Raw genomic sequence first — 20,462 nt, 5'->3', positions numbered from 1 at the left:
GATGACAACGCAATCAGCAGGCCATCTGATTAACGGTGAATGGGTCAAAGGCGAGGGTGAGGTAATGACCTCGCAAAATCCCTTTGATAGTCAATGTATTTGGCAAGGTGAAGAAGCGACGCGTCCTCAGGTTGAACAAGCGGTGAGTGCCGCTCGTGAGGCCTTCCTCCGTTGGCGAAATACCGACTTTGCCGAGCGCCAAGCGTTGGTTGAACGCTTTGCCGAGATAGTAAAAGCGAATACCGATGATTTAGCGCGCACTATTGCTGAAGAGACGGGCAAACCGTTCTGGGAAACCAAAACCGAAGTCGGTGCCATGGTAGGCAAAGTGGCGATTTCATTGCGCGCTTACCACGAGAGAACAGGATCCCGCGAGAAGGACGTCAATGGCACGCAAGCTGTGTTGCGTCACCGTCCGTTAGGTGTGATGGCGGTTTTTGGTCCGTACAACTTCCCGGGTCATCTGCCCAATGGCCACATTGTTCCCGCATTACTGGCCGGTAATAGTGTGGTGTTTAAACCCTCAGAGCTAACGCCAAAAGTGGCGGAGAAAACGCTGGAATATTGGGTAGAGGCGGGGCTGCCGCATGGCCTTATCAATTTGGTGCAAGGTGGCCGTCATACCGGTGAGGCACTGGCGCAAGCCCGAGGCATTGATGGTTTGTTGTTTACCGGTAGCGCCAATACCGGCCATATCCTCCATCGCCAGTTCGCCGGTCAGCCCGATAAGATGCTGGCGCTAGAAATGGGGGGAAATAATCCCTTAGTGGTCAGTGATCAGTTTGGTGATTTAGACGCCACCGTCTATACCATCATTCAGTCCGCGTATCTCAGTGCGGGGCAACGTTGCACCTGTGCACGCCGCCTGCTGCTGCCTGAGGGAGAAGTGGGTGACAAGATCTTAACGCGCCTAGCACAATGGACAAAAACCGTGCGAGTGGGCGGCCAGTTTGATGATCCGGCCCCGTTTATGGGCGCACAGATCTCAGTGGCAGCGGCGGAAGGTATTTTGGCCACACAGCAAAAGTTGGTCGACCTCGGCGCGAAGCCGGTGATTGAGTGTGAACATCAGCATGATGCGGTGATCTCGCCAGGGATCTTGGATGTCAGTGGTATCCAAGACTTGCCGGATGAAGAGTATTTTGGTCCGCTGCTGCAAGTGCAGCGCTATCAGGATATGGCCGATGCGGTGACCAAAGCTAATGACACCCGTTATGGGTTGTCTGCTGGGCTCATCAGTGAAGACGATGGGGAATGGCAATATTTCCTTGACCATATTCGTGCCGGGATTGTGAACCGCAACCGTCAATTGACCGGAGCCAGTGGCGATGCACCCTTTGGTGGGCCAGGCGCGTCGGGGAACTTACGCCCTAGCGCGTATTATGCGGCAGACTATTGTGCTTATCCCATGGCCTCCATGGAGGGCGAGCAGGTAGTGCTGCCCGAGACGTTCGCCCCCGGTATACCGACGCAACAGGACTAAGGAGAGCAACATGGACAGTGGCCAAGCGTTATTCGACAAACTGTGGCAGGACTACATCAACCGCCTGTGCCCATCAGCACACAAGGTGCATGCCTTGTTAGAAGAAGGGCAGCCTTTGATCAATGATCATATTGCCTTGCGGACATTTGGATTACCCAAGGTTGGGCTTGAGGTATTGGCGCGCCCCTTCCTGGCGTTAGGCTATCAGCAAAAAGGGGACTATACCTTTGAAGCGAAAAAGCTCAACGCCTGCCATTTTGAGCACCCCGATCCTCTGATGCCAAAAGTCTTTATTAGTGAGTTGATGGTTGAGCAATGCTCGCCCGCGCTTCAGGCGATTGTTGAGAAGCTGGTGGCACAAGTTGATGCGTCGTCACTCACAGGGAGTGACTTTCTCCATCAGGGTCGCTTGTGGGATCTTGACTGGGCAACCTATCAAACACTTGCCGAAGAGAGTGAATATGCGTCTTGGGTGGCGGCACACGGTTATGGTGCCAACCATTTTACCGTGAGTGTGAATCAGCTGAATGCGCATGATGATTGCCTCTCGGTGAATAACCGATTGCGCGACAATGGCTTTGCGATTAACGAGTCAGGCGGGGAAGTCAAAGGTGACGCGTCGGTGTATCTGGAGCAATCCTCCACCATGGCAGATCGCGTGCCAGTTGCTTTTTCTGATGACACGCAAACCATCCCGGGTGGTTTTTATGAGTTTGCTAAGCGTTATGTTCTGCCCAATGGTGAGCTTTACCAAGGTTTTGTGGCTGCCTCGGCAGACAAAATCTTTGAAAGCACCCATTAGTGCGTCGCGCATCGCTTAATCGACATCATAGGAAAAAGGGAGCGTGTACTATGCTCCCTTTTTTATCGTCTATTGAGCCTCGATATCGAGCCAATACGTGTCTGGAATGGCTTGTGTTTCGTTGCTTAAATGCGGGTTATCGACCCGGATCACGGTGCGTTCACCAATGTTGGCTTTTTCAAACGTTTCTTTGACCAGCGGAGCGTTGTTGAAAAACTCAATAAATGATCCGTCTTGGTATGCCGCTTCAAAAGCACCATTCAACATGTCGGCGACGTCAGCATGTTGCGGAGACACAAACAGGAACATCGGGAAGCGATAGATCAGCATCAGATGCGGGTCAACTAACAGATTACCGTATTGTGGCCGCTCGGCTAATTCACTAAAAGGCTCAATCAAGGCACGCGGGAAGAGATCAGCACGACCTGTATCAACCACTTTGAAAATATTTTCAAAGCTCGATATTTCGCGTACGCGAAATCCCGCTGAGTTGAGCACCTTGACGTCGGCCCAGCCCTGTCCCTGAATCATAGTAAGAGACTGCAAATCACCCGCGCTACTTATCTGAGCGAGTTGGGGCTCCGTGGCTTGGTTGGTAATAAACAGGCGATGGCCGAGTAGACCACGAAACACGGGATAGCGAATGGGGATCAGTTCAGATTCCAGCGTGCGGTCGGCACCCAGCCAGTCGATAGTGAGCTTGCCTTGCTTGAGCATTTCCACCTTACGAGACTGAGAGCCAATTTGGCCGTCAAAAGCTTGCAAGGTGACAGGCTCTCCTGATTTTTCGGCAAGAAACTCAATCAGCTCAATGGCATAGAGATCAAGCGCCGACCCAGCGCGTGGCTCGGGGTGCACAATTGTGGTATTGGACACGGCATGGGCTGAAAACACAGAGAGCGCCAAGGCGGTGAGAGAAACCATGAGTTTTTTCATAAACGATACCTTGTTAGTTTTATGTTAACCATATCGTTTTGAGTGTAGAAGTTATCCAGACGCTTGCCAGAAAGCGGAGATAAAAAAACCGACGCCAGGGCGTCGGTTGGTGATACAGAGAGCGGCGCAATTAGCGTGTGCCGTATACCACGATGGTTTTACCGTGTGCGGAAATGAGGTTTTGCTCTTCCAGCATTTTGAGGATACGTCCCACGGTTTCACGCGAACAGCCGACGATTTGGCCAATTTCCTGACGGGTGATCTTAATTTGCATACCATCAGGGTGAGTCATGGCATCCGGCTGTTTAGCCAAGTTCAACAAGGTTTGCGCGATGCGGCCTGTGACGTCCAGGAAGGCGAGATCCCCGACCTTTTGGCTCGTTACCTGCAAACGACGCGCCATTTGTGAAGACAGGCGCATTAAGATGTCAGGATTCACTTGAATGAGCTGGCGGAACTTCTTAAACGAAATTTCTGCCACTTCACACGGTGATTTAGCGCGCACCCAAGCAGTGCGCTCCTGGTCTTCTTCGAAAAGTCCGAGCTCACCAATGAAGTCACCTTGGTTAAGGTAAGACAGGATCATTTCCTTGCCTTCTTCATCTTTGATCAGTACGGCCACAGACCCTTTCACGATGTAATACAAGGTCTCCGCCTTCTCACCTGCATGGATAAGCGTGCTTTTAGACGGATACTTATGAATATGACAATGTGAAAGGAACCACTCGAGTGTAGGGTCTGTTTGAGGTTTTCCTGGAACCATATAACTTATTTCCTCTGCATGTGTTGCCCGGCAACAACGTCCTATCTTTGTCTGAGGGGTAACCCATCAGATCATTGCACAGAATACGAAGTCTGAACGCGGGCTACAAGCTCACTGTATGTTAACAAGAGTGTATCTTTTTTTGTTGGTGATTTCTTGATTTTGATCTAGGCCAACCGCCTAAAAATCTGGCAAAAACGTGGCTAAGATCACGGCTTGAGAAGTAATACATCATGGATGCGCTACGCCTTAGCCAATCTTGCCTTTTTCTATCAATTGTTGGATCAATGGACGGATGATCAATTCCATCGCAAAGCCCATTTTTCCTCCCGGCACCACTAAGGTGTTATGCCGTGACATAAACGACCCGGTGATCATTTGCAACAGATAAGGGAAGTCGACGTTTTTCATTCCACGAAAGCGGATCACCACAAAACTTTCATCCAAAGACGGGATACCTTTGGCATTTAATGGGTTTGAGGTATCTACCGTCGGCACGCGTTGAAAGTTGATATGGGTGCGAGAAAACTGCGGGGTGATGTAGTGCAGGTAATCATCCATTGAGCGCACAATCGAGTCGGTCACCGCCTCACGAGAGTGGCCTCTATCGCGCGTATCGCGGACAAATTTTTGAATCCACTCTAGGTTGACGATCGGCACCATTCCAATCAAGAGATCGACATGCTGTGCAACATTGACATCACCATCGACCACCCCGCCGTGCAGTCCCTCGTAAAACAATACATTGGTATTGTCGGCTAAGTCTTGCCATGGCGTGAAGGTGCCAGGCATTTGGTTATAGGGCACCGCTTCATCAAAGGTATGTAAATAGCGGCGATATTTCCCGGTGCCTTGCTCACCATACTCACGGAAAAACTGCTCGAGCCGCGGGAAATCGTTGGCCGTGGGGCCAAAGTAGCTGATATGTTTGCCTTGTTCACGTGCTTTACGGATCTCGACGTCCATTTCAGGACGGGTAAAGCGATGAAAGCTATCCCCTTCTAGCCAGGCCGCTTTGATGTTCATCATCTGGAACATCTTTCGGAAGGCTTCCGAGGTGGTGGTGGTACCGGCTCCTGATGAGCCGGTGACCGCAATAATAGGATGTTTAGCCGACATGACGCGCCCTGTCATTCAGTCTGAATTTGTATCGCGATACGGCGTGTACTGCGATGCTAAGAGCCGAGTGCTGTTTTACGACGAATATCCACTGTCTCGTGCAACTCGGAATATACAATCACGGCGTCCCCGGATTGCAATTGTTGGCGAACATCATCCACTTTTTGTGCAAAGCTGACTTCTTGCTCACCATAATCGGTTCCTTCCCGTAACACAAAGTGCTCGATTAACGCTGTCAGCGTCTCGTCAGGAATCGACTGCCATGGAACCATCATACTACATCACCTTTTATTGATCTCAGGATGGCATCCTCGGATGCCTGATGTGAATGTTGTGAATTGGCTCGCATTTTACCCGATCATACCAGTCAATGCAGTGGTTCTCTTTGCTTCCTTTGACGGTGTTAACGCGCCGACTTACTCAGTGACTCATGCGGCAAATAAGCGGCGAGCCAGCCAGGCACCGCTTGCTCAAGCCAAAACTGAGGTTGGCGCCAACTACCGGCGACAAAGCCAACATGGCCGCCATGCTCAGTGAGTTGATAGTCAATGTTCGCGGGTAATGGGGAGGTTGGGATCACCGCGTCGGTCATAAAAGGATCGTCTTTGGCATGAATGATGGCCAACGGTGTCTTAATGGTATTAAGCACGGAAAGGCCGCTACAGGCGTGATAATAATGGTGCGCATCGTCAAAGCCATGAAGCGGGGCTGTCACGGTTTGGTCAAACTCGAACAGGGTTTTTATCGTCGGGCGCTCCCCCGCGTGCCATCGGCCCACTTGTTGATGACGTGTGAGTTTTTCCGCTAGGGTTTGGCGCATCGAGCGCAACAAATAGGCTTGATAAACACGGGAAAAGCCTTGTTGGATACGCATCGAGCAGGCGGCAAGGTCAAGTGGCGGCGACACGGCGCAGCCACAGGCCACGATGGGATCATCGTGATAGTCCGCCAGGTAACGCACCAGCATGTTCCCCCCCAAAGAGACCCCGACTGCGCCAATTTGACTCTTTGGATAGGTTTGACGCAAATGGGTGAAGAAGGCACGCGCGTCCTGGGTTTCTCCCGAGTGATAGGTTCGCGCGGCACGATTAAGGCGGCCACTGCAGCTGCGAAAGTGCATCACCACGCCGCACCAACCTTGGCGTTGGAAGGCCGCGAGCAAGCCGTTGGCATAGGGGCTGTCGAAACTGCCTGCTAAGCCATGGAATAAAACAACAATCGGCTGTCCAGGCTGCGGCTGATGTGTCCATGCCAGATCGACAAAATCGCCATCAGGCAGATCAAATTGCTGCCAGCGAGGGGTGAAAAGCGGGGCTCGACGCAAAAAGCGAGGCAACAAGGTTTGTAAGTGCGCGTTCCGCGCGCTGGGAATGGGTTTAAACGGTGTCATCATGGTTGCTTCCCTCTTCCTCGGCGGGCGTCACCTTCAGTGATGTATATAGGTTGCGTGCTGATGGTGACAGCTGACGGCAATAGTAGGCGAGAGGAGAGGCGGTGTCCGTGAGCCAGGTTTGACGATTGAGGGCATCGACTAAATCTTGCTGTTGGAATTTTTCTAAACTGAGCTCAAAGTTGAGCATTTTTTTGTACTGCCCACTGCCGACCCGCGGCTTCAACTCTCGCCGAAGGTGACGATAGGCAATAAGCAAATGCTCAGAGCGGCTTAACGCATGCTTCAGTTGTGTGAGGCTCTCGGGCGCAAGCCCATAGCCGTGTTGTTCAATCCAGGCGAGTAACAAGGCAAGATTCACGTTGCCTTGGTGCTCGTCTTGCAGCCTGAGGCAAGCTTGCTTTACCTCGGGCTTGCCATAATGATGTAAACAAAACTGCCACAGGTCGGCGGGATTCGCCATCCCAGGGGTTAGTCCTGATTGAATGTCGCCTCCAGGGCTTCCAGCTCTTCTTGTCGCTCCATCCATTCTTGTTCCACCTCTTCGAGCGTCGATTTAGCATCCGCTTGACGTTGCAATTGCGCCGTGAGCCGCGCCTTATTATCACTGTGGTAAATCTCGGGGTCCGCCAACTGATTTTCTGCGTCAGAGATAATGGCAGAGAGTTGTTCTATCTGTGTGTCGAGATTGTCAATTTTTTTCCGCAAAGGCGCGGTTTGCTTACGTAACTCGGCATCGCGGCGTTTTTGTGCTTTACGATCCACCTGTGTTTGTTGCGGCGCCGTTTTCTCCGCGGCCGCTTGTTTTTTGCTCTCAGCGCGATCAGCGCGCTGTTGATCGGTCAGCCAACGGTGATAATCGTTCAAGTCTCCATCAAAGGGTAGCACTGCGCCATTGTCGACCAAATACAAGTCATCGGTGGTGGCGCGCAGCAAGAAGCGATCGTGACTGACAATCACCATCGCACCCTCGTAAGACTGCAAGGCGAGTGTCAGCGCTTGGCGCATATCCAAGTCCAGATGGTTGGTTGGCTCATCGAGTAACAGTAAGTTCGGTTTTTGCCATACCAATAAGGCGAGCACCAAGCGGGCTTTTTCGCCTCCAGAGAAGGGCCCGATGGGCTCGAGCGCCTTGTCGCCTTGAAAGCCAAACCGGCCGAGAAAATCACGTAAGGTTTGCTCAGCGGTGGTGGGGGCTAACCGGTTTAGGTGCTGAAGTGGCGTATCGTCGATGCGCAACGTATCGAGTTGGTGTTGGGCAAAGTAGCCAATTTTCACCCCTTGTGAATAGGTTAATTCACCGGCCATGGCGGGTAAGCTGCCCGCGAGGAGTTTAATCAGGGTCGACTTACCCGCCCCATTGCGCCCCAGCAAGCCAATGCGTGCCCCCGGCACCAGGTTAAGGCGAATGTTTTCAATAATAGGTGTCTTATCATAACCCGCCGCCACTTTGTCCATCATTAAAATGGGGGTGGGTAAGGCGTCCGGCGTGAAGAAGGTAAAACTAAACGGGTTATCGTATTGCGCGGGCAATACCTTCTCCATCCGCTCAAGGGCTTTGATCCGGCTTTGCGCTTGGCGGGCCTTGGTGGCTTTGTAACGAAAGCGATCGATATACGATTGCATGTGGGCAATTTGCTTTTGTTGCTTTTCGTACTGCGCCTGTTGCTGCGCCAATTTTTGCGCGCGCATTTGCTCAAAGTCGGAATAATTACCGGTGTATTCATTGAGCTGTTGATGCTCGATGTGAATGATGCGATTGACAACAGGATCCAAGAAATCCCGGTCGTGAGAGATCAACACCAAGGTACCTGGATATTGCTGTAGCCATTTTTCTAGCCACATAACCGCATCGAGATCTAGGTGGTTAGTGGGTTCATCGAGCAACAATAGATCAGAGCGACATAATAGCGCTTGTGCTAAGTTCAGCCGCATTCGCCAGCCACCTGAGAACTGGGTGAGTGACCAGTGGATTTGTGGTTGGCTAAAGCCCAAACCATCTAATAAGCTGGCCGCACGCGCATCAATGGTATAACCACCAATGGCATCCAATTTATCGTGTAACATCGCCACCGCGTTACCGTCATCACGAGCTTCGGCGTCGCGTAGGGCTTGCTGTAGCGCGCGGTATTCGCTGTCGCCATCAATCACGTACTCGAGCGCGCTTTTGTCGAGCGCGGGGGTTTCTTGCGCCACCCATGCTACCTGCCACTGACTCGGGTAGTCACAATGGCCGGCATCCAACGATAATTGATGGCGCAGCAAGGCAAACAAGCTCGATTTGCCACAGCCATTTTTGCCCACCAGACCGACTTTGTCGCCCGGTGAGATAGTGGCAGAAGTGTGGTCAAGCAGGGGCTTACCCCCTCGAAGCAGTTGAATATCGGAGAAGCGAATCATGATTTCTCAGTCTGTCTCGGGTTGATGGGTGCGCATTGTCGCGCGGTCGTTATACCAGCTTGATACCGGGATTGCCAAATTCTACCGCGTCATCCCACTGGTCAGACACAGACGGCGCATATTTGTGTGTTAAAGTTAAAAACACGGATAAATGAACAGATTGCGTTCTGACCATAATCATAAGACAAGGAAGCCTATGCCCCGAGATAAGGCTGAAAGCCCCTCTCTTCCCAAGGTACTGGTGATTTTTGCTCACCCCGACCCCGATGAATCTGTTGCCAATCGTCGTTTAATTGAGGCCATTACGCCGCTGGCCCATGTCAGCGTGCACGATATTTACGCCGCCTACCCGGATTTTGTGGTGGACGTCCATCATGAGCGCGCGTTGGTCACTGACGCCGATGTGTTGGTCTTTCAGCATCCACTGCAAATGTATTCCTGTCCGGCGCTGTTGAAAGAGTGGATAGATGTGGTGCTCGGGAAAGGGTTTGCACATGGGCAAGGCGGGGATGCGTTGGCCGGTAAAACCTGCCGTTTTGTGGTGACCACCGGCGGGGCGGCCGAAGCGTTTAGTCAACAAGGTTACAACAAATATTCAATGGCCGAGCTACTGCAGCCTTTTGAGTTAACCGCCTCATTATGTCGGATGTATTGGATCCCACCGTTGGTCTTGCACTGGGCGCGCCGCGTTGGCGATGCCGATCGCGAAGCGTTTGCTGAGATTTATGCCGATTGGCTCGCTGACCCATTGGCGCACCAAGGAGGCGAGGATGGATAACAACCTCTTATCGGTGGCCTTTGTTTTTTTATTGGCGGCGGTGATTGCGGTTCCTCTTGCCCAGCGCTTGGGTATGGGCTCGGTGCTTGGCTATTTGCTGGCAGGCATAGTGATCGGGCCCTGGGGGCTGGGTCTGGTCCGTGATGTGGATGCGATTCTCCATTTTGCCGAATTTGGCGTGGTGCTGCTGCTTTTTCTGATCGGTTTGGAGTTGAACCCCAAAAAGTTGCTCCAGATGCGACGACCGATTATCGGTCTGGGGGGCAGTCAGGTCGTGGTCACAGCGTTGTTTATCGGTGTGATTTGCGCATTGGTCGGCTTGACACTCTCGCAAGCGTTGGTGATTGGGGTTGGCTTGGCGCTCTCTTCAACCGCGATTGCGATGAAGATTATCGAAGATCAACGCCTAATGCGCAGCGAAACCGGGCAAGCGGGATTTGCCGTCTTGCTCTTCCAAGATATAGCGGTGATCCCGATGCTCGCGATGATCCCCGCGCTTGCCGGTGGCAGTGCTGGCAGTTGGCTCGACGTATTATGGATGTTTGTCGGCATTGGTATTTTGCTGGTGGGCGGTCATTTCCTGCTGCGTCCGCTGTTTCGTTTAGTGGCCATGAGCGGCGTCACCGAGCTATTTACAGTGACCTCGCTGGCCTTGGTGATTGGGATTGCCCTCGCCATGCAAGCGTTAGGCCTATCGATGGCGCTGGGGGCGTTTCTTGCGGGCGTATTGCTTGCGGAAAGTGAATACCGTCATGAATTAGAAACCGCGATTGAGCCTTTTAAAGGTTTGTTGCTTGGGCTGTTCTTTATTGCAGTGGGAATGACCGTTGATCTCGGTCTATTGCTCGACTACCCACTGGCCATACTGGGAGCGGTCGCGGCGTTGATCTTGGTGAAGACCTTGCTGCTTTATGGCTTGGCGCGTGCCTTTGGGGTGGTGCCAAAAGCGCGCAGTCAAATGGCGGTATTACTCAGCCAAGGGGGAGAGTTTGCGTTTGTTATTTTCAATGCAGCGCGTAGCCAGGGCTTACTTGACCAAGAGTTAAACGCGTTTTTGTTGGTGGTGGTGAGCTTGTCGATGATGACCACGCCTTTAATGCTGACGCTTCAACAACGCTGGTTTGCTCGCACGTTTAATGAGCCTGAAGAAGCGCCACCACAAGGGCAGTTTGAGCAGGCCGATGCGCGCGTGATCATTGCCGGTTTTGGTCGCTTTGGTCAGGTGGTAGGCCGGTTGATGTTCGCCAATAAAATTGGGGTAACCATATTAGAACGTGATCCGACGCAAATTAAGCTGCTACGTCGTTTTGGCTATGAAGTGTATTATGGCGACGCAACCCAGCTCAGTTTATTACGGGCGGCAGGCGCGCATACCGCTGAAGCGATTGTGATTTGTACCGACTCGCCTGATGAAGTGATGGAGATTGTTGATCTTTGTGCGCGCCATTTCCCTAACCTTAAAGTAATGGCGCGGGCGCGGAGTCGTGTCGAGGCCTATCAATTGATGGCACAGGGCGTGGATCAATTCTCGCGTGAAACCTTTTTGGGGGCCCTTGAGCTCGGGAGGCAGACGCTAGAGTCACTGGGTATGCATCCGTATAAAGCCAAGCGAGCCGAAATTTTATTTCGTAAGCTGGATATGCGGGTATTGCAAGATCTCTTGCCGCAACACAGCGAAGACTTGGCGACGGCCTCCCGAGCGAAAGAAGCACGCAAAGAGTTGGAAGAAATTTTTGACCGAGAAATGCGTGGTGATAGTGAGCGGCACCAAAGTTGGAATCGAGATGAGTAAGGTGTTGAAGTGAAAAAACGTTTCATTGCTGGGGCAGCGTGCCCGGCGTGCCAACAGCTCGATACGTTACGAGTATGGCGCGAAAATAATATTGACAAAGTAGAGTGTGTCAGCTGCGATTATCATGATAGTCGGTTGCCTGATTCGGCACAACAGTCACACTCTGGTGCCGAGTCAGCAGAGAATGTCATTGGGATCTTTAAACCGGAGTAGGGGATCCGTTATCATCGTCAGTCCATTTACCTTCCGGTCTCGGAGCGAGCATGAAAATTGCAAAAGATGTGGTAGTCAGCCTGGCTTACCAAGTAAAAAATGAAGATGGTGCACTTGTTGACGAATCAACAGCACAAGAGCCTCTCCAATACCTGCACGGTCACCGTAACCTGATTGTAGGTCTTGAGAACGCGCTGGAAGGCCGCGAAAAAGGTGAGAGCTTTGACGTGACTGTAGGCCCAGATGAAGCCTACGGTGATTACCAAGAAGCTATGGTACAACGCGTACCAGCTAACGTATTCCAAGGCGTAGACCAAGTAGAAGTGGGCATGCGCTTTATGGCAGAAACGGACCAAGGCCAAATTCCAGTTGAAGTGACGGAAGTGGATGGTGAAGAAGTGGTAGTTGACGCTAACCACATGCTAGCCGGTCAAACCCTGTCTTTCTCTGTGGAAGTGGTTGACGTTCGCGAAGCGACAGAAGAGGAAGTGTCTCACGGTCATATTCACCAAGACGGTGAAAGCTGTGGTCACGACCACTAAGACGGTATCCGTCTGTGGTGAATGAAAGGCGCCGAATGGCGCCTTTTTCGTATCAATAGTGTGGTGGCGGGGTTTCTTCTGCTTGGCTGGCAATGTTTTCCGGCTCTATGTTTTTTAACTTACTGACTAAGTATTGAATTTGCACTGTCATACGCTTAATGTCCCCTTGCTGCTGGGTTAACGCGTGGTTGAGCTGCTCGATGGTGTCTTCTTGAAAAGCGACCTTATATTCCAGGTCGTCGATTTGCTGCTGTAACTTATCAATCTCGCTCATACTGCTCTCTCGCTATTGCGCGTCGGTTAACCAAGCTTGGGCGATACCGGCGGATGTCCCGGAAATCACTCGCCCGGTGGGGTCGATAGCCACATCATACACGACTGCGCTAGGTGGGCGAGTGTCTGGTTGCGCCAAGGCTTGCCAGCGGCCAATGTTTTCACCGCTTTGTACGTCCCATAATTCGACCCGCTGTGAGGGGGTGCCAGTGGCCAACTGACGGCCATCATCGGAAAAACGGGCACTGGCGTAAATCGCTTGGCGAGCAAAAATATCCAGCTCACTTACCTTTTCACCACTGGGCAAAGCCCAAATCACCGCGCGATTGCCGCCATCAGAGACGAACGCGTATTGGCCTTCACGATGCAAGGCCACTTGCTTAACCCGTTGATCATAGGCGAAGTCGTTGATAATTTGCCCCGACTCGGTATCCCAAAAATAGGCATGATGGTCATTTCCCCCTGATAGAACGTAAGCACCATTGGGGGAAATCGCGACCGCATTGACTTTATCGCGATGCGCAAGGAACTCTAGGCGCCTTCCCGTGCCTAAGTCGATGAATAATGCTTTACCGCTAGACATGGCCAGTACCAGCTTTTCACCATTGTTGCTGATCGCGGCATCGCGGATGATGCCGTCAGAAATAGACCAGAGTCCTTGAGACTGGCTCCAAGCCAGATCCCAAACGGCAAAGTTTTGTGCCGTTGCGGTGATAGCGTAGCGCTTATTATCGGAAATATGGCTGACCACGACAGGGTTGGCATTGGGATCTTGCGGCCCTAGCTCCGCCAACCGCTGATTGGTGACCAGATCCCACAGGACAATGTCGGTTTCGTCCGAGGCGAGTAAAGCAAAACGGCCATCGCGGCTAAGACTAAAGCTGGTGGCGCCCTCAGGGTGGATTGACCAGCGCTGGGCTTCTTTGCCAGACTGCCAGCAGCCCGTTAGGCCGCTTAACAGAATAAAAATGCCAACAATGTGGCGGATTTTGGGCATCATACTTGAGTTCCAGAGTGTGCAGCCATATAACCACGAGTATATGGATAGAATCAGGCTTTCGCATGGTGGATGCGTCAGTAAATACAATACGAGGATTAATCCTTACCATCAACGGAGTACCCAATGAAATCAGTAATGAAGATGTCGCTACTCGCGGCAACCGTTGCCTTTGCCGTCGGCTGTCAACAAGAAGACGCAAAAGTAGAGCAAACCAACCAAGCGGCTGAACAAGCCGAAGCGGCGTTTGCCAACGAAGACGACAAAGCAGCCTACGCGATTGGCGCTTCTTTGGCGCAATATCTCAACGCCAACTTGGAGCAGCAGGCCGAAATTGGTCTCGAGCTGGATAAAGAGGTGGTATTGCAAGGGGTGCAAGACGTCTTTCAAGGTGAGTCAAAGTTAACCGATGAGCAAGCACAGGCGGCGTTGCAATCGCTTGATCAGCGTGTGACCAAGCTTGCCCAGCAACAAGCAAAAGAAAAAGCAGAAGCCGCGATCGCTGACGGTGAAAAATACCGCACTGAGTTCGCGCAGAAAGAAGGCGTGAAAGAAACTGATTCTGGGCTGTTGTACAAAGTCGATAGCATGGGTGATGGTGAGAAGCCATCAGCAGAAGATACGGTTGTGGTGCATTATAAAGGTACCCTGACTGACGGTACGCAATTCGACAGCTCATACGATCGTGGTGAACCGGCCACTTTCCCACTCAATCGAGTGATCCCTGGCTGGACTGAAGGGGTGCAGCTGATGCCGGTCGGCTCTAAGTTTACCTTTGTTGTACCGCCAGAGCTGGCTTATGGTGACCAAGACACTGCATCGATTCCTGCCAACTCGACCTTGGTATTTGATGTTGAGTTACTCGAAATCAAAGATGATGCGAAAGAAGGTGATAGCGCGAGCCAAGGCTAAAAGCTAAGGTCTTGACTCGTGATACCAGCCCCGGCGTTGCCGGGGCTTTTTGCATTTTTAGATAGGAATTCTGTTAAACTGAGCGCAGAGCAATAAAGATAAATGGTCGAATAAGGGTAGGCGTACGTGGTACCGACAGAGGGTTTTGGCGCGAACATTATGACGGAAAGTGAGCTCATCGAGCCCAATCCACTTAACCAACAAGACAGCATTATCTTGCAGTCCTACTCGGCCGTGGTCGATGGGCTAGCCGCCTTGATTGGTGGGCACTGTGAAATCGTGCTGCATGCATTAGACGATTTAAATAAGTCGGCGATAAAAATCGCCAACGGTGAAAATACCGGGCGTCAGGTGGGTTCACCCATCACTGACTTAGCCTTGCGCATGCTGCGTGATATCGAGGGCTCCGAGCGCAACTTCTCTCGCGCTTACTTTACCCGCGCGAAAAGTGGCACCTTGATGAAATCAATCACGGTGGCCATTCGTAACGGGGACAACCGCATCATTGGGCTGTTATGTATCAATATCAATTTAGACGCGCCTTTTTCTCAGGTACTGCAAGCCTTCATCCCCGACGATCAAGCGAAGCAAGCGGCCTCATCGGTTAATTTTGCCAGTGATGTGGAAGAGCTGGTGGATCAAACGGTCGAGCGTACCGTTGAAGAAGTGAACGCCGATAAAAGCGTGTCTAACAATACCAAAAACCGCCAAATCGTCATGGCGCTCTATGATAAAGGGATTTTTGATATCAAAGATGCCATTAATCGGGTCGCGGCCAGGCTTAATATTTCTAAACACACGGTGTACCTCTACGTTAGACAACGCAAAACCGAAGAGGCGGCGTCATGAAATTGCAATATGTGTTAGTGGTCACGGAGCCGGCTTACGGCACACAAATGGCACGTACCGCGTATCAGTTTGCTTGTGCGGCAATAGAGGCCGGGCATCAAGTCAGTAAGGTATTTTTCTATCAAGATGGTGTATTGAATGGGGCAGCGAGCACCGTCCCTGCAAATGATGAATTTGATTTGGTGGGCGCGTGGCAGGCGTTAGCCCGTGATCATCACGTGGAACTGGAAACCTGTGTGGCTGCAGCGCTGCGCCGTGGTGTGATCAGTGATCAGGAAGCGGCACAACATGGGTTATCGCAAAGCACCTTGGCAACCGACTTTTCCCAAGCGGGGCTTGGGGCGCTGGCGGAAGCTTTATTGACCGCCGACCGTGTGATGCAATTTTAAGAGGGCAGTGATGAAAATAGGGTTTGTTTTTTCCTCGGCACCTCATGGCAGCGCAAGTGGCCGAGAAGGGCTGGATGCACTGCTTGCTGCGTCCGCCTTTTGTGACAACTTGGTGGTGTTTTTTATCGGCGACGGTGTCTTTCAATTGCTTGAAGGGCAGCAACCGGGCCAGATTTTGAGCCGTGACTATATCGCCAGCTTTAAAATGCTCCCCTTGTGTGATGTCGAAGCGATTTATGCCTGTCAGGCCTCGTTGACCGCACGAGGACTTGAGCAAACGTCTACGGTGCTGTCGACTCAAGCGTTATCCCTCGAGCAAATCAAAACGCAGCTGTCAGGCTGCGATCGCATTCTACATTTTTAAGGAGAAGGCCGTGCTTCACCTGGTCAAACACTCACCATACAGCCGTCAAGCCTTGGCACAGTGCTTAGACTACGCGCCATCGAACAGTGCGATTGTCTTGATCAGTGATGCTGTTGTCGCCGGGGTGGCGGGGAGCGAGTGGGCAATCCGATTGTTTACCGAGACGCATGCTGTTTATTTGCTGAAAGAGGATGTGGACGCTCGTGGGCTTGGTGAGAAACTACACCCCAGTGCTGAGCTGATTGATATGCATCAATTGGTCGATTTGAGCGCTGAACATGTCACGCAAATGACATGGTAATCGGCTAGTCTTTGTCGTGTGTGAAAATCCCCCGCGTGCTGTTCGAAAAACAAACAATGCAAAGATCTCTGTATAAATCTTGACACCCCATACCCCGACGCCTAAAATTTCGCGTCCCTGTTGTATTGGGGCTAGATTTTTCACACTTATACGTTAAGTAATATCAGGAGCTATTTAATGGCAACTATTAACCAGCTGGTTCGCAAGCCACGCTTGAAGCAAGTTGCGAAAAGCAACGTGCCTGCGTTGGAAGCGTGTCCACAAAAACGTGGTGTATGTACTCGTGTTTACACCACTACTCCAAAGAAACCAAACTCTGCACTGCGTAAAGTATGCCGTGTGCGTTTGACCAATGGCTTTGAAGTCACCTCTTACATTGGTGGTGAAGGCCACAACCTGCAAGAGCACAGTGTTGTGCTTATCCGCGGCGGTCGTGTTAAAGACTTGCCGGGTGTGCGTTACCACACTGTTCGTGGCGCACTTGACTGTGCAGGCGTTAACGGCCGTAAACAAGGTCGTTCTAAGTACGGTGTGAAGCGTCCTAAGTCTTAATGGATTCCGTTAAGTAAGGCCAAACACTCAAACAATTGAATTTTGAAAAAACTGAAAAGTTTTGGATAAAACCTGAAGAAGACAACGGAGATAATCCATGCCACGTCGTCGCGTAATTGGTCAGCGTAAAATTCTTCCAGATCCTAAGTTCGGATCAGAATTGCTGGCAAAATTTGTAAACATCCTGATGGTTGACGGTAAGAAGTCAACGGCTGAAAAAATCGTTTATGGTGCACTAGACATCATGGCTGAGCGTTCTGGTAAAGAGCACTTGGCTGTATTCGAACAAGCTCTTGAAAACGTACGCCCAGCGGTCGAGGTTAAATCTCGCCGTGTAGGTGGTTCAACTTACCAAGTGCCAGTAGAAGTACGTCCTGTACGTCGTAACGCACTGGCTATGCGTTGGTTGGTTGAAGCCGCTCGTAAGCGTGGTGAAAAATCTATGGCTCAGCGCCTAGCAAGCGAGATGCTAGACGCGTCAGAAAACAAAGGTACTGCTGTTAAGAAACGTGAAGACGTTCACCGTATGGCAGACGCGAACAAAGCGTTCGCACATTACCGCTGGTAATGCCTTCATGGCGTGTCCCACTCGGGGCACGCCAAACCCATTTTCTAAGGTTAACCTTAGCAAGAGGATACTATTGTGGCTCGTAAAACCCCTATCGAGCGCTACCGTAACATCGGTATTTGTGCTCACGTAGACGCCGGTAAAACCACGACTACCGAGCGGATCCTGTTCTACACAGGTCTGTCACACAAAATCGGTGAGGTACACGACGGCGCCGCTACCATGGACTGGATGTCGCAAGAGCAGGAGCGTGGTATCACCATCACCTCAGCCGCGACCACGACTTTCTGGGCCGGTTCTGATCAGCAGTTCAAACAACACCGCGTAAACATCATCGATACTCCTGGACACGTTGACTTCACTATCGAAGTTGAGCGTTCTTTGCGTGTGCTTGATGGTGCGGTGGTTGTATTCTGTGGTTCATCAGGTGTTGAGCCTCAGTCTGAAACCGTATGGCGTCAGGCTGATAAATACGAAGTACCGCGTATGGTATTCGTCAACAAGATGGACCGTGCGGGTGCTGATTACCTGCGCGTTGTTGATCAAATCAAAAACCGTCTTGGCGCACACCCTGTGCCAATTCACTTGAACATCGGTGCAGAAGACCAGTTCAAGGGCGTGATTGACCTGATCAAAATGAAAGCGATCAACTGGAACGAAGCAGACATGGGTATGACTTATACCTATGAAGAAATTCCAGACGATCTGAAAGAGCAAGCAGAAGAGTGGCACAACTTCTTGGTTGAGTCTGCTGCTGAAGCCTCTGAAGAGCTGATGGACAAATACCTTGAAGAAGGTGAGTTGTCTGAAGAAGAAATCAAGACAGCCCTGCGTCAGCGTACCCTTGATAACGAAATCGTACTGGCAACCTGTGGTTCTGCGTTTAAGAACAAAGGCGTTCAGGCAGTACTGGATGCGGTTATCGAATACTTGCCATCACCGATTGATGTGAAGTCAATCAAAGGTGAAGACGAAGACGGTAACCCAATCGCACGTCACGCTGACGACAAAGAACCGTTTGCAGCATTGGCATTTAAAGTCGCGACTGACCCATTCGTAGGTACGTTGACCTTTATGCGTGTTTACTCAGGTGTGGTTAACTCGGGCGACACTGTCTATAACTCAGTGAAGCAAAAGCGTGAGCGTTTGGGTCGTATCGTACAGATGCACTCCAACAAGCGTGAAGAGATCAAAGAAATCCGTGCCGGCGACATCGCTGCTGCGGTTGGTCTGAAAGACGTGACCACGGGTGATACCCTATGTTCAATGGATTCAAAAGTAATCCTAGAGCGCATGGAATTCCCTGATCCGGTTATCCAGATCGCGGTTGAGCCTAAGTCTAAAGCTGACCAAGAGAAAATGGGTATCGCGCTAGGTAAACTGGCGGCCGAAGATCCATCTTTCCGCGTTGAGTCTGACGAAGAGTCTGGCCAGACCCTGATCTCGGGTATGGGTGAGCTTCACCTAGACATCATCGTTGACCGTATGCGTCGCGAATTTAACGTTGAGTGTAACGTTGGTAAGCCACAGGTTGCTTATCGCGAAACCATCCGTGGTAGCACCAAAGTTGAAGGTAAGTTCGTTAAGCAGTCTGGTGGTCGTGGTCAGTACGGTCACGTATGGCTGAAAATCGAACCATCAGAGCCGAACGAAGGCTTTGTCTTTGTTGACGAAATCGTTGGTGGTGTGGTTCCACGTGAATACATCAGCTCGGTGGCTAAAGGTATCGAAGAGCAGATGGCTAACGGTGTACTGGCTGGCTATCCGGTACTTGACGTTAAAGCAACCTTGTTCGATGGTTCTTACCACGATGTTGACTCTAACGAAATGGCGTTTAAGATCGCCGCATCAATGGCATTCAAGAAAGGTGCTCACGACGCGCAGCCTGTTATGCTTGAGCCAATGATGAAGGTTGAAGTAACCACGCCAGAAGAGTGGATGGGTGACGTTGTCGGTGACTTGAACCGTCGTCGTGGCCTGATCGGTGGTATGGAAGAAGGCCCTGCGGGTCTGAAGATCGTACGCGCCCAGGTTCCACTGTCTGAAATGTTCGGTTACGCTACTGACCTACGTAGTGCGACACAAGGCCGTGCATCTTACTCGATGGAATTCAGCGAGTACGGGGAAGTGCCTAAGAACATCGCTGACGCCCTGATCGCAGAGCGTAGCTAATTATTTTGGTCCAGATGCCGACATCGTGCTCGGCATCAAACACTGACTTCTGAGTTATTAGGCCAAGTCCTTTAACTCACAACTAGGAAGGAAGACGATCGTGTCTAAAGAAAAATTTGAACGTACGAAAACGCACGTTAACGTTGGTACTATCGGCCACGTTGACCATGGTAAAACTACGCTAACTGCCGCTATCTGTACGGTACTTGCAAAAGTACACGGCGGTGCAGCGCGTGATTTCGCGTCAATCGATAACGCACCAGAAGAGCGTGATCGTGGTATCACCATCGCAACGTCTCACGTTGAGTACGATACACCGACTCGCCACTACGCACACGTTGACTGCCCAGGACACGCTGACTATGTGAAAAACATGATCACCGGTGCGGCGCAGATGGACGGTGGTATCCTGGTTGTTGCGGCAACTGATGGCCCAATGCCACAGACGCGTGAGCACATCCTACTTGGCCGTCAGGTTGGTATTCCAAACATCATCGTGTTCATGAACAAATGTGACATGGTTGATGACGAAGAGCTGCTTGAGCTGGTTGAAATGGAAGTTCGTGAGCTACTTTCAGAGTATGACTTCCCAGGTGACGACTGCCCAGTTATTCAAGGTTCTGCACTGGGTGCATTGAACGGCGAAGAGCAGTGGGAGCAGAAGATTGTTGAACTAGCAGAAGCGCTAGATTCTTACATCCCAGAGCCAGAGCGTGCGATCGACAAGCCGTTCATCCTGCCAATCGAAGACGTCTTCTCAATCCAAGGCCGTGGTACGGTTGTAACCGGTCGTGTTGAGCAAGGCATCATCACTGTAGGTGACGACGTTGAAATCGTGGGCATGAAAGACACCGCGAAGACCACCTG

24 protein-coding genes are annotated in these 20,462 nt (G+C 51.4%); 15 read left to right on the top strand and 9 right to left on the bottom strand.

Translation table 11 applies throughout. From position 1 onward, the window contains the following. Position 1 precedes the first annotated feature (1 nt). Positions 2-1,483 carry a succinylglutamate-semialdehyde dehydrogenase gene (astD, locus tag BGL48_RS06225; protein WP_069361846.1) on the top strand — a complete coding sequence of 494 codons (1,482 nt, stop codon included), beginning with the start codon at positions 2-4 and terminating at the stop codon, positions 1,481-1,483. A 10-nt stretch (positions 1,484-1,493) separates the two neighbouring features. Continuing rightward, positions 1,494-2,285 carry a DUF1338 domain-containing protein gene (locus BGL48_RS06220; RefSeq protein WP_069361845.1) on the top strand — a complete coding sequence of 264 codons (792 nt, stop codon included), beginning with the start codon at positions 1,494-1,496 and terminating at the stop codon, positions 2,283-2,285. A 69-nt stretch (positions 2,286-2,354) separates the two neighbouring features. Here BGL48_RS06220 and BGL48_RS06215 read toward each other — a convergent pair whose 3' ends face one another. The 7 genes from BGL48_RS06215 to BGL48_RS06185 all read right to left on the bottom strand — a co-directional run bounded on the left by BGL48_RS06215 (position 2,355) and on the right by BGL48_RS06185 (position 8,893). Further along, positions 2,355-3,221 (bottom strand): hypothetical protein, encoded by an 867-nt coding sequence (locus BGL48_RS06215; RefSeq protein ID WP_069361844.1) that lies wholly within the window; start codon positions 3,219-3,221, stop codon positions 2,355-2,357. 130 nt (positions 3,222-3,351) lie between these two features. Then, positions 3,352-3,984: a cAMP-activated global transcriptional regulator CRP gene (crp, locus tag BGL48_RS06210; protein WP_002535199.1), complete on the bottom strand. Its 633-nt coding sequence runs from the start codon at positions 3,982-3,984 to the stop codon at positions 3,352-3,354. Between the two features lie 249 nt (positions 3,985-4,233). Continuing rightward, a complete protein-coding gene (locus tag BGL48_RS06205) occupies positions 4,234-5,103 on the bottom strand; it encodes a phosphoribulokinase (RefSeq protein ID WP_069361843.1) in 870 nt (289 codons plus the stop codon). 56 nt (positions 5,104-5,159) lie between these two features. Further along, positions 5,160-5,378, bottom strand: a complete 219-nt coding sequence (locus tag BGL48_RS06200) for a YheU family protein (RefSeq protein ID WP_069361842.1) — start codon at positions 5,376-5,378, stop codon at positions 5,160-5,162. A 128-nt stretch (positions 5,379-5,506) separates the two neighbouring features. Next, positions 5,507-6,496 (bottom strand): hydrolase, encoded by a 990-nt coding sequence (locus BGL48_RS06195; protein WP_069361841.1) that lies wholly within the window; start codon positions 6,494-6,496, stop codon positions 5,507-5,509. Further along, on the bottom strand, positions 6,480-6,956 hold the full coding sequence (locus BGL48_RS06190) for a TIGR02444 family protein (protein WP_100297956.1): 477 nt from the start codon (positions 6,954-6,956) through the stop codon (positions 6,480-6,482). Before BGL48_RS06190 ends, BGL48_RS06195 begins: the two co-directional genes overlap by 17 nt. Positions 6,957-6,964: 8 nt before the next feature. After that, positions 6,965-8,893 carry an ABC transporter ATP-binding protein gene (locus BGL48_RS06185; protein WP_069361839.1) on the bottom strand — a complete coding sequence of 643 codons (1,929 nt, stop codon included), beginning with the start codon at positions 8,891-8,893 and terminating at the stop codon, positions 6,965-6,967. A gap of 196 nt (positions 8,894-9,089) precedes the next feature. Between BGL48_RS06185 and kefG the strand changes: the two genes are divergently transcribed. Genes kefG through slyD form a run of 4 tightly spaced genes read left to right on the top strand, consistent with a single transcriptional unit; the run spans position 9,090 to position 12,218 of the window. Further along, on the top strand, positions 9,090-9,671 hold the full coding sequence (gene kefG, locus BGL48_RS06180; protein ID WP_069361838.1) for a glutathione-regulated potassium-efflux system ancillary protein KefG: 582 nt from the start codon (positions 9,090-9,092) through the stop codon (positions 9,669-9,671). Continuing rightward, on the top strand, positions 9,664-11,463 hold the full coding sequence (kefB, locus tag BGL48_RS06175) for a glutathione-regulated potassium-efflux system protein KefB (protein WP_069361837.1): 1,800 nt from the start codon (positions 9,664-9,666) through the stop codon (positions 11,461-11,463). Before kefG ends, kefB begins: the two co-directional genes overlap by 8 nt. 9 nt (positions 11,464-11,472) lie before the next feature. Then, the gene (locus tag BGL48_RS06170) at positions 11,473-11,676 is read left to right on the top strand and encodes a YheV family putative zinc ribbon protein (RefSeq protein ID WP_046074780.1); all 204 of its coding nucleotides are present in this window, start codon (positions 11,473-11,475) and stop codon (positions 11,674-11,676) included. 50 nt (positions 11,677-11,726) lie between these two features. Continuing rightward, positions 11,727-12,218, top strand: a complete 492-nt coding sequence (gene slyD / locus BGL48_RS06165) for a peptidylprolyl isomerase (protein WP_046074781.1) — start codon at positions 11,727-11,729, stop codon at positions 12,216-12,218. 52 nt (positions 12,219-12,270) lie between these two features. On the opposite strand, the gene BGL48_RS06160 is transcribed toward slyD, so the two are convergent. Next, positions 12,271-12,492: a SlyX family protein gene (locus BGL48_RS06160; RefSeq protein WP_069361836.1), complete on the bottom strand. Its 222-nt coding sequence runs from the start codon at positions 12,490-12,492 to the stop codon at positions 12,271-12,273. 12 nt (positions 12,493-12,504) lie between these two features. Continuing rightward, entirely contained in the window at positions 12,505-13,488 is a 984-nt protein-coding gene (locus BGL48_RS06155) for a WD40 repeat domain-containing protein (protein WP_069361990.1), read from the bottom strand. A gap of 126 nt (positions 13,489-13,614) precedes the next feature. Between BGL48_RS06155 and fkpA the strand changes: the two genes are divergently transcribed. The 9 genes from fkpA to BGL48_RS06110 all read left to right on the top strand — a co-directional run. Then, positions 13,615-14,400 (top strand): FKBP-type peptidyl-prolyl cis-trans isomerase, encoded by a 786-nt coding sequence (fkpA, locus tag BGL48_RS06150; protein ID WP_069361835.1) that lies wholly within the window; start codon positions 13,615-13,617, stop codon positions 14,398-14,400. A gap of 159 nt (positions 14,401-14,559) precedes the next feature. Then, the gene (locus BGL48_RS06145) at positions 14,560-15,249 is read left to right on the top strand and encodes a helix-turn-helix transcriptional regulator (protein WP_069361834.1); all 690 of its coding nucleotides are present in this window, start codon (positions 14,560-14,562) and stop codon (positions 15,247-15,249) included. Next, positions 15,246-15,638: a sulfurtransferase complex subunit TusD gene (gene tusD / locus BGL48_RS06140; protein WP_069361833.1), complete on the top strand. Its 393-nt coding sequence runs from the start codon at positions 15,246-15,248 to the stop codon at positions 15,636-15,638. Before BGL48_RS06145 ends, tusD begins: the two co-directional genes overlap by 4 nt. Positions 15,639-15,645: 7 nt before the next feature. Continuing rightward, positions 15,646-16,002 (top strand): sulfurtransferase complex subunit TusC, encoded by a 357-nt coding sequence (tusC, locus tag BGL48_RS06135; protein ID WP_069361832.1) that lies wholly within the window; start codon positions 15,646-15,648, stop codon positions 16,000-16,002. A 10-nt stretch (positions 16,003-16,012) separates the two neighbouring features. Further along, positions 16,013-16,303 (top strand): sulfurtransferase complex subunit TusB, encoded by a 291-nt coding sequence (tusB, locus tag BGL48_RS06130; RefSeq protein WP_069361831.1) that lies wholly within the window; start codon positions 16,013-16,015, stop codon positions 16,301-16,303. 177 nt (positions 16,304-16,480) lie between these two features. After that, positions 16,481-16,855, top strand: coding sequence for a 30S ribosomal protein S12 (gene rpsL, locus BGL48_RS06125; protein ID WP_025673238.1), 375 nt, complete (start codon positions 16,481-16,483; stop codon positions 16,853-16,855). 97 nt (positions 16,856-16,952) lie between these two features. After that, positions 16,953-17,423: a 30S ribosomal protein S7 gene (gene rpsG / locus BGL48_RS06120; protein ID WP_025673237.1), complete on the top strand. Its 471-nt coding sequence runs from the start codon at positions 16,953-16,955 to the stop codon at positions 17,421-17,423. 75 nt (positions 17,424-17,498) lie between these two features. Beyond that, complete coding sequence (gene fusA, locus BGL48_RS06115; RefSeq protein WP_069361830.1) at positions 17,499-19,595, top strand: elongation factor G; 2,097 nt, start codon at positions 17,499-17,501, stop codon at positions 19,593-19,595. 100 nt (positions 19,596-19,695) lie between these two features. After that, on the top strand, positions 19,696-20,462 hold a 767-nt coding region (locus BGL48_RS06110), incomplete at its 3' end, for an elongation factor Tu (protein ID WP_141698064.1).

The sequence above is a fragment of the Salinivibrio sp. SS3 genome, assembly GCF_001722105.1.
Classification (GTDB): Bacteria; Pseudomonadota; Gammaproteobacteria; order Enterobacterales; family Vibrionaceae; genus Salinivibrio; species Salinivibrio kushneri.
Note: the sequence above shows the minus strand (reverse complement) of the source record. Positions and strands in the feature narration are given on the sequence as shown.

Bases quoted from the DNA above. Each gene is read 5' to 3' on its own strand.
- BGL48_RS06195 (WP_069361841.1), bottom strand. From the start codon at position 6,496: ATGATGACACCGTTTAAACCCATTCCCAGCGCGCGGAACGCGCACTTA.
- rpsL (WP_025673238.1), top strand. From the start codon at position 16,481: ATGGCAACTATTAACCAGCTGGTTCGCAAGCCACGCTTGAAGCAAGTT.
- BGL48_RS06185 (WP_069361839.1), bottom strand. From the start codon at position 8,893: ATGATTCGCTTCTCCGATATTCAACTGCTTCGAGGGGGTAAGCCCCTG.
- kefB (WP_069361837.1), top strand. From the start codon at position 9,664: ATGGATAACAACCTCTTATCGGTGGCCTTTGTTTTTTTATTGGCGGCG.
- BGL48_RS06220 (WP_069361845.1), top strand. From the start codon at position 1,494: ATGGACAGTGGCCAAGCGTTATTCGACAAACTGTGGCAGGACTACATC.
- fkpA (WP_069361835.1), top strand. From the start codon at position 13,615: ATGAAATCAGTAATGAAGATGTCGCTACTCGCGGCAACCGTTGCCTTT.
- rpsG (WP_025673237.1), top strand. From the start codon at position 16,953: ATGCCACGTCGTCGCGTAATTGGTCAGCGTAAAATTCTTCCAGATCCT.
- astD (WP_069361846.1), top strand. From the start codon at position 2: ATGACAACGCAATCAGCAGGCCATCTGATTAACGGTGAATGGGTCAAA.
- BGL48_RS06190 (WP_100297956.1), bottom strand. From the start codon at position 6,956: ATGGCGAATCCCGCCGACCTGTGGCAGTTTTGTTTACATCATTATGGC.
- BGL48_RS06160 (WP_069361836.1), bottom strand. From the start codon at position 12,492: ATGAGCGAGATTGATAAGTTACAGCAGCAAATCGACGACCTGGAATAT.
- BGL48_RS06205 (WP_069361843.1), bottom strand. From the start codon at position 5,103: ATGTCGGCTAAACATCCTATTATTGCGGTCACCGGCTCATCAGGAGCC.
- kefG (WP_069361838.1), top strand. From the start codon at position 9,090: ATGCCCCGAGATAAGGCTGAAAGCCCCTCTCTTCCCAAGGTACTGGTG.
- crp (WP_002535199.1), bottom strand. From the start codon at position 3,984: ATGGTTCCAGGAAAACCTCAAACAGACCCTACACTCGAGTGGTTCCTT.
- tusD (WP_069361833.1), top strand. From the start codon at position 15,246: ATGAAATTGCAATATGTGTTAGTGGTCACGGAGCCGGCTTACGGCACA.
- BGL48_RS06215 (WP_069361844.1), bottom strand. From the start codon at position 3,221: ATGAAAAAACTCATGGTTTCTCTCACCGCCTTGGCGCTCTCTGTGTTT.
- slyD (WP_046074781.1), top strand. From the start codon at position 11,727: ATGAAAATTGCAAAAGATGTGGTAGTCAGCCTGGCTTACCAAGTAAAA.
- BGL48_RS06200 (WP_069361842.1), bottom strand. From the start codon at position 5,378: ATGATGGTTCCATGGCAGTCGATTCCTGACGAGACGCTGACAGCGTTA.
- BGL48_RS06155 (WP_069361990.1), bottom strand. From the start codon at position 13,488: ATGCCCAAAATCCGCCACATTGTTGGCATTTTTATTCTGTTAAGCGGC.
- BGL48_RS06145 (WP_069361834.1), top strand. From the start codon at position 14,560: ATGACGGAAAGTGAGCTCATCGAGCCCAATCCACTTAACCAACAAGAC.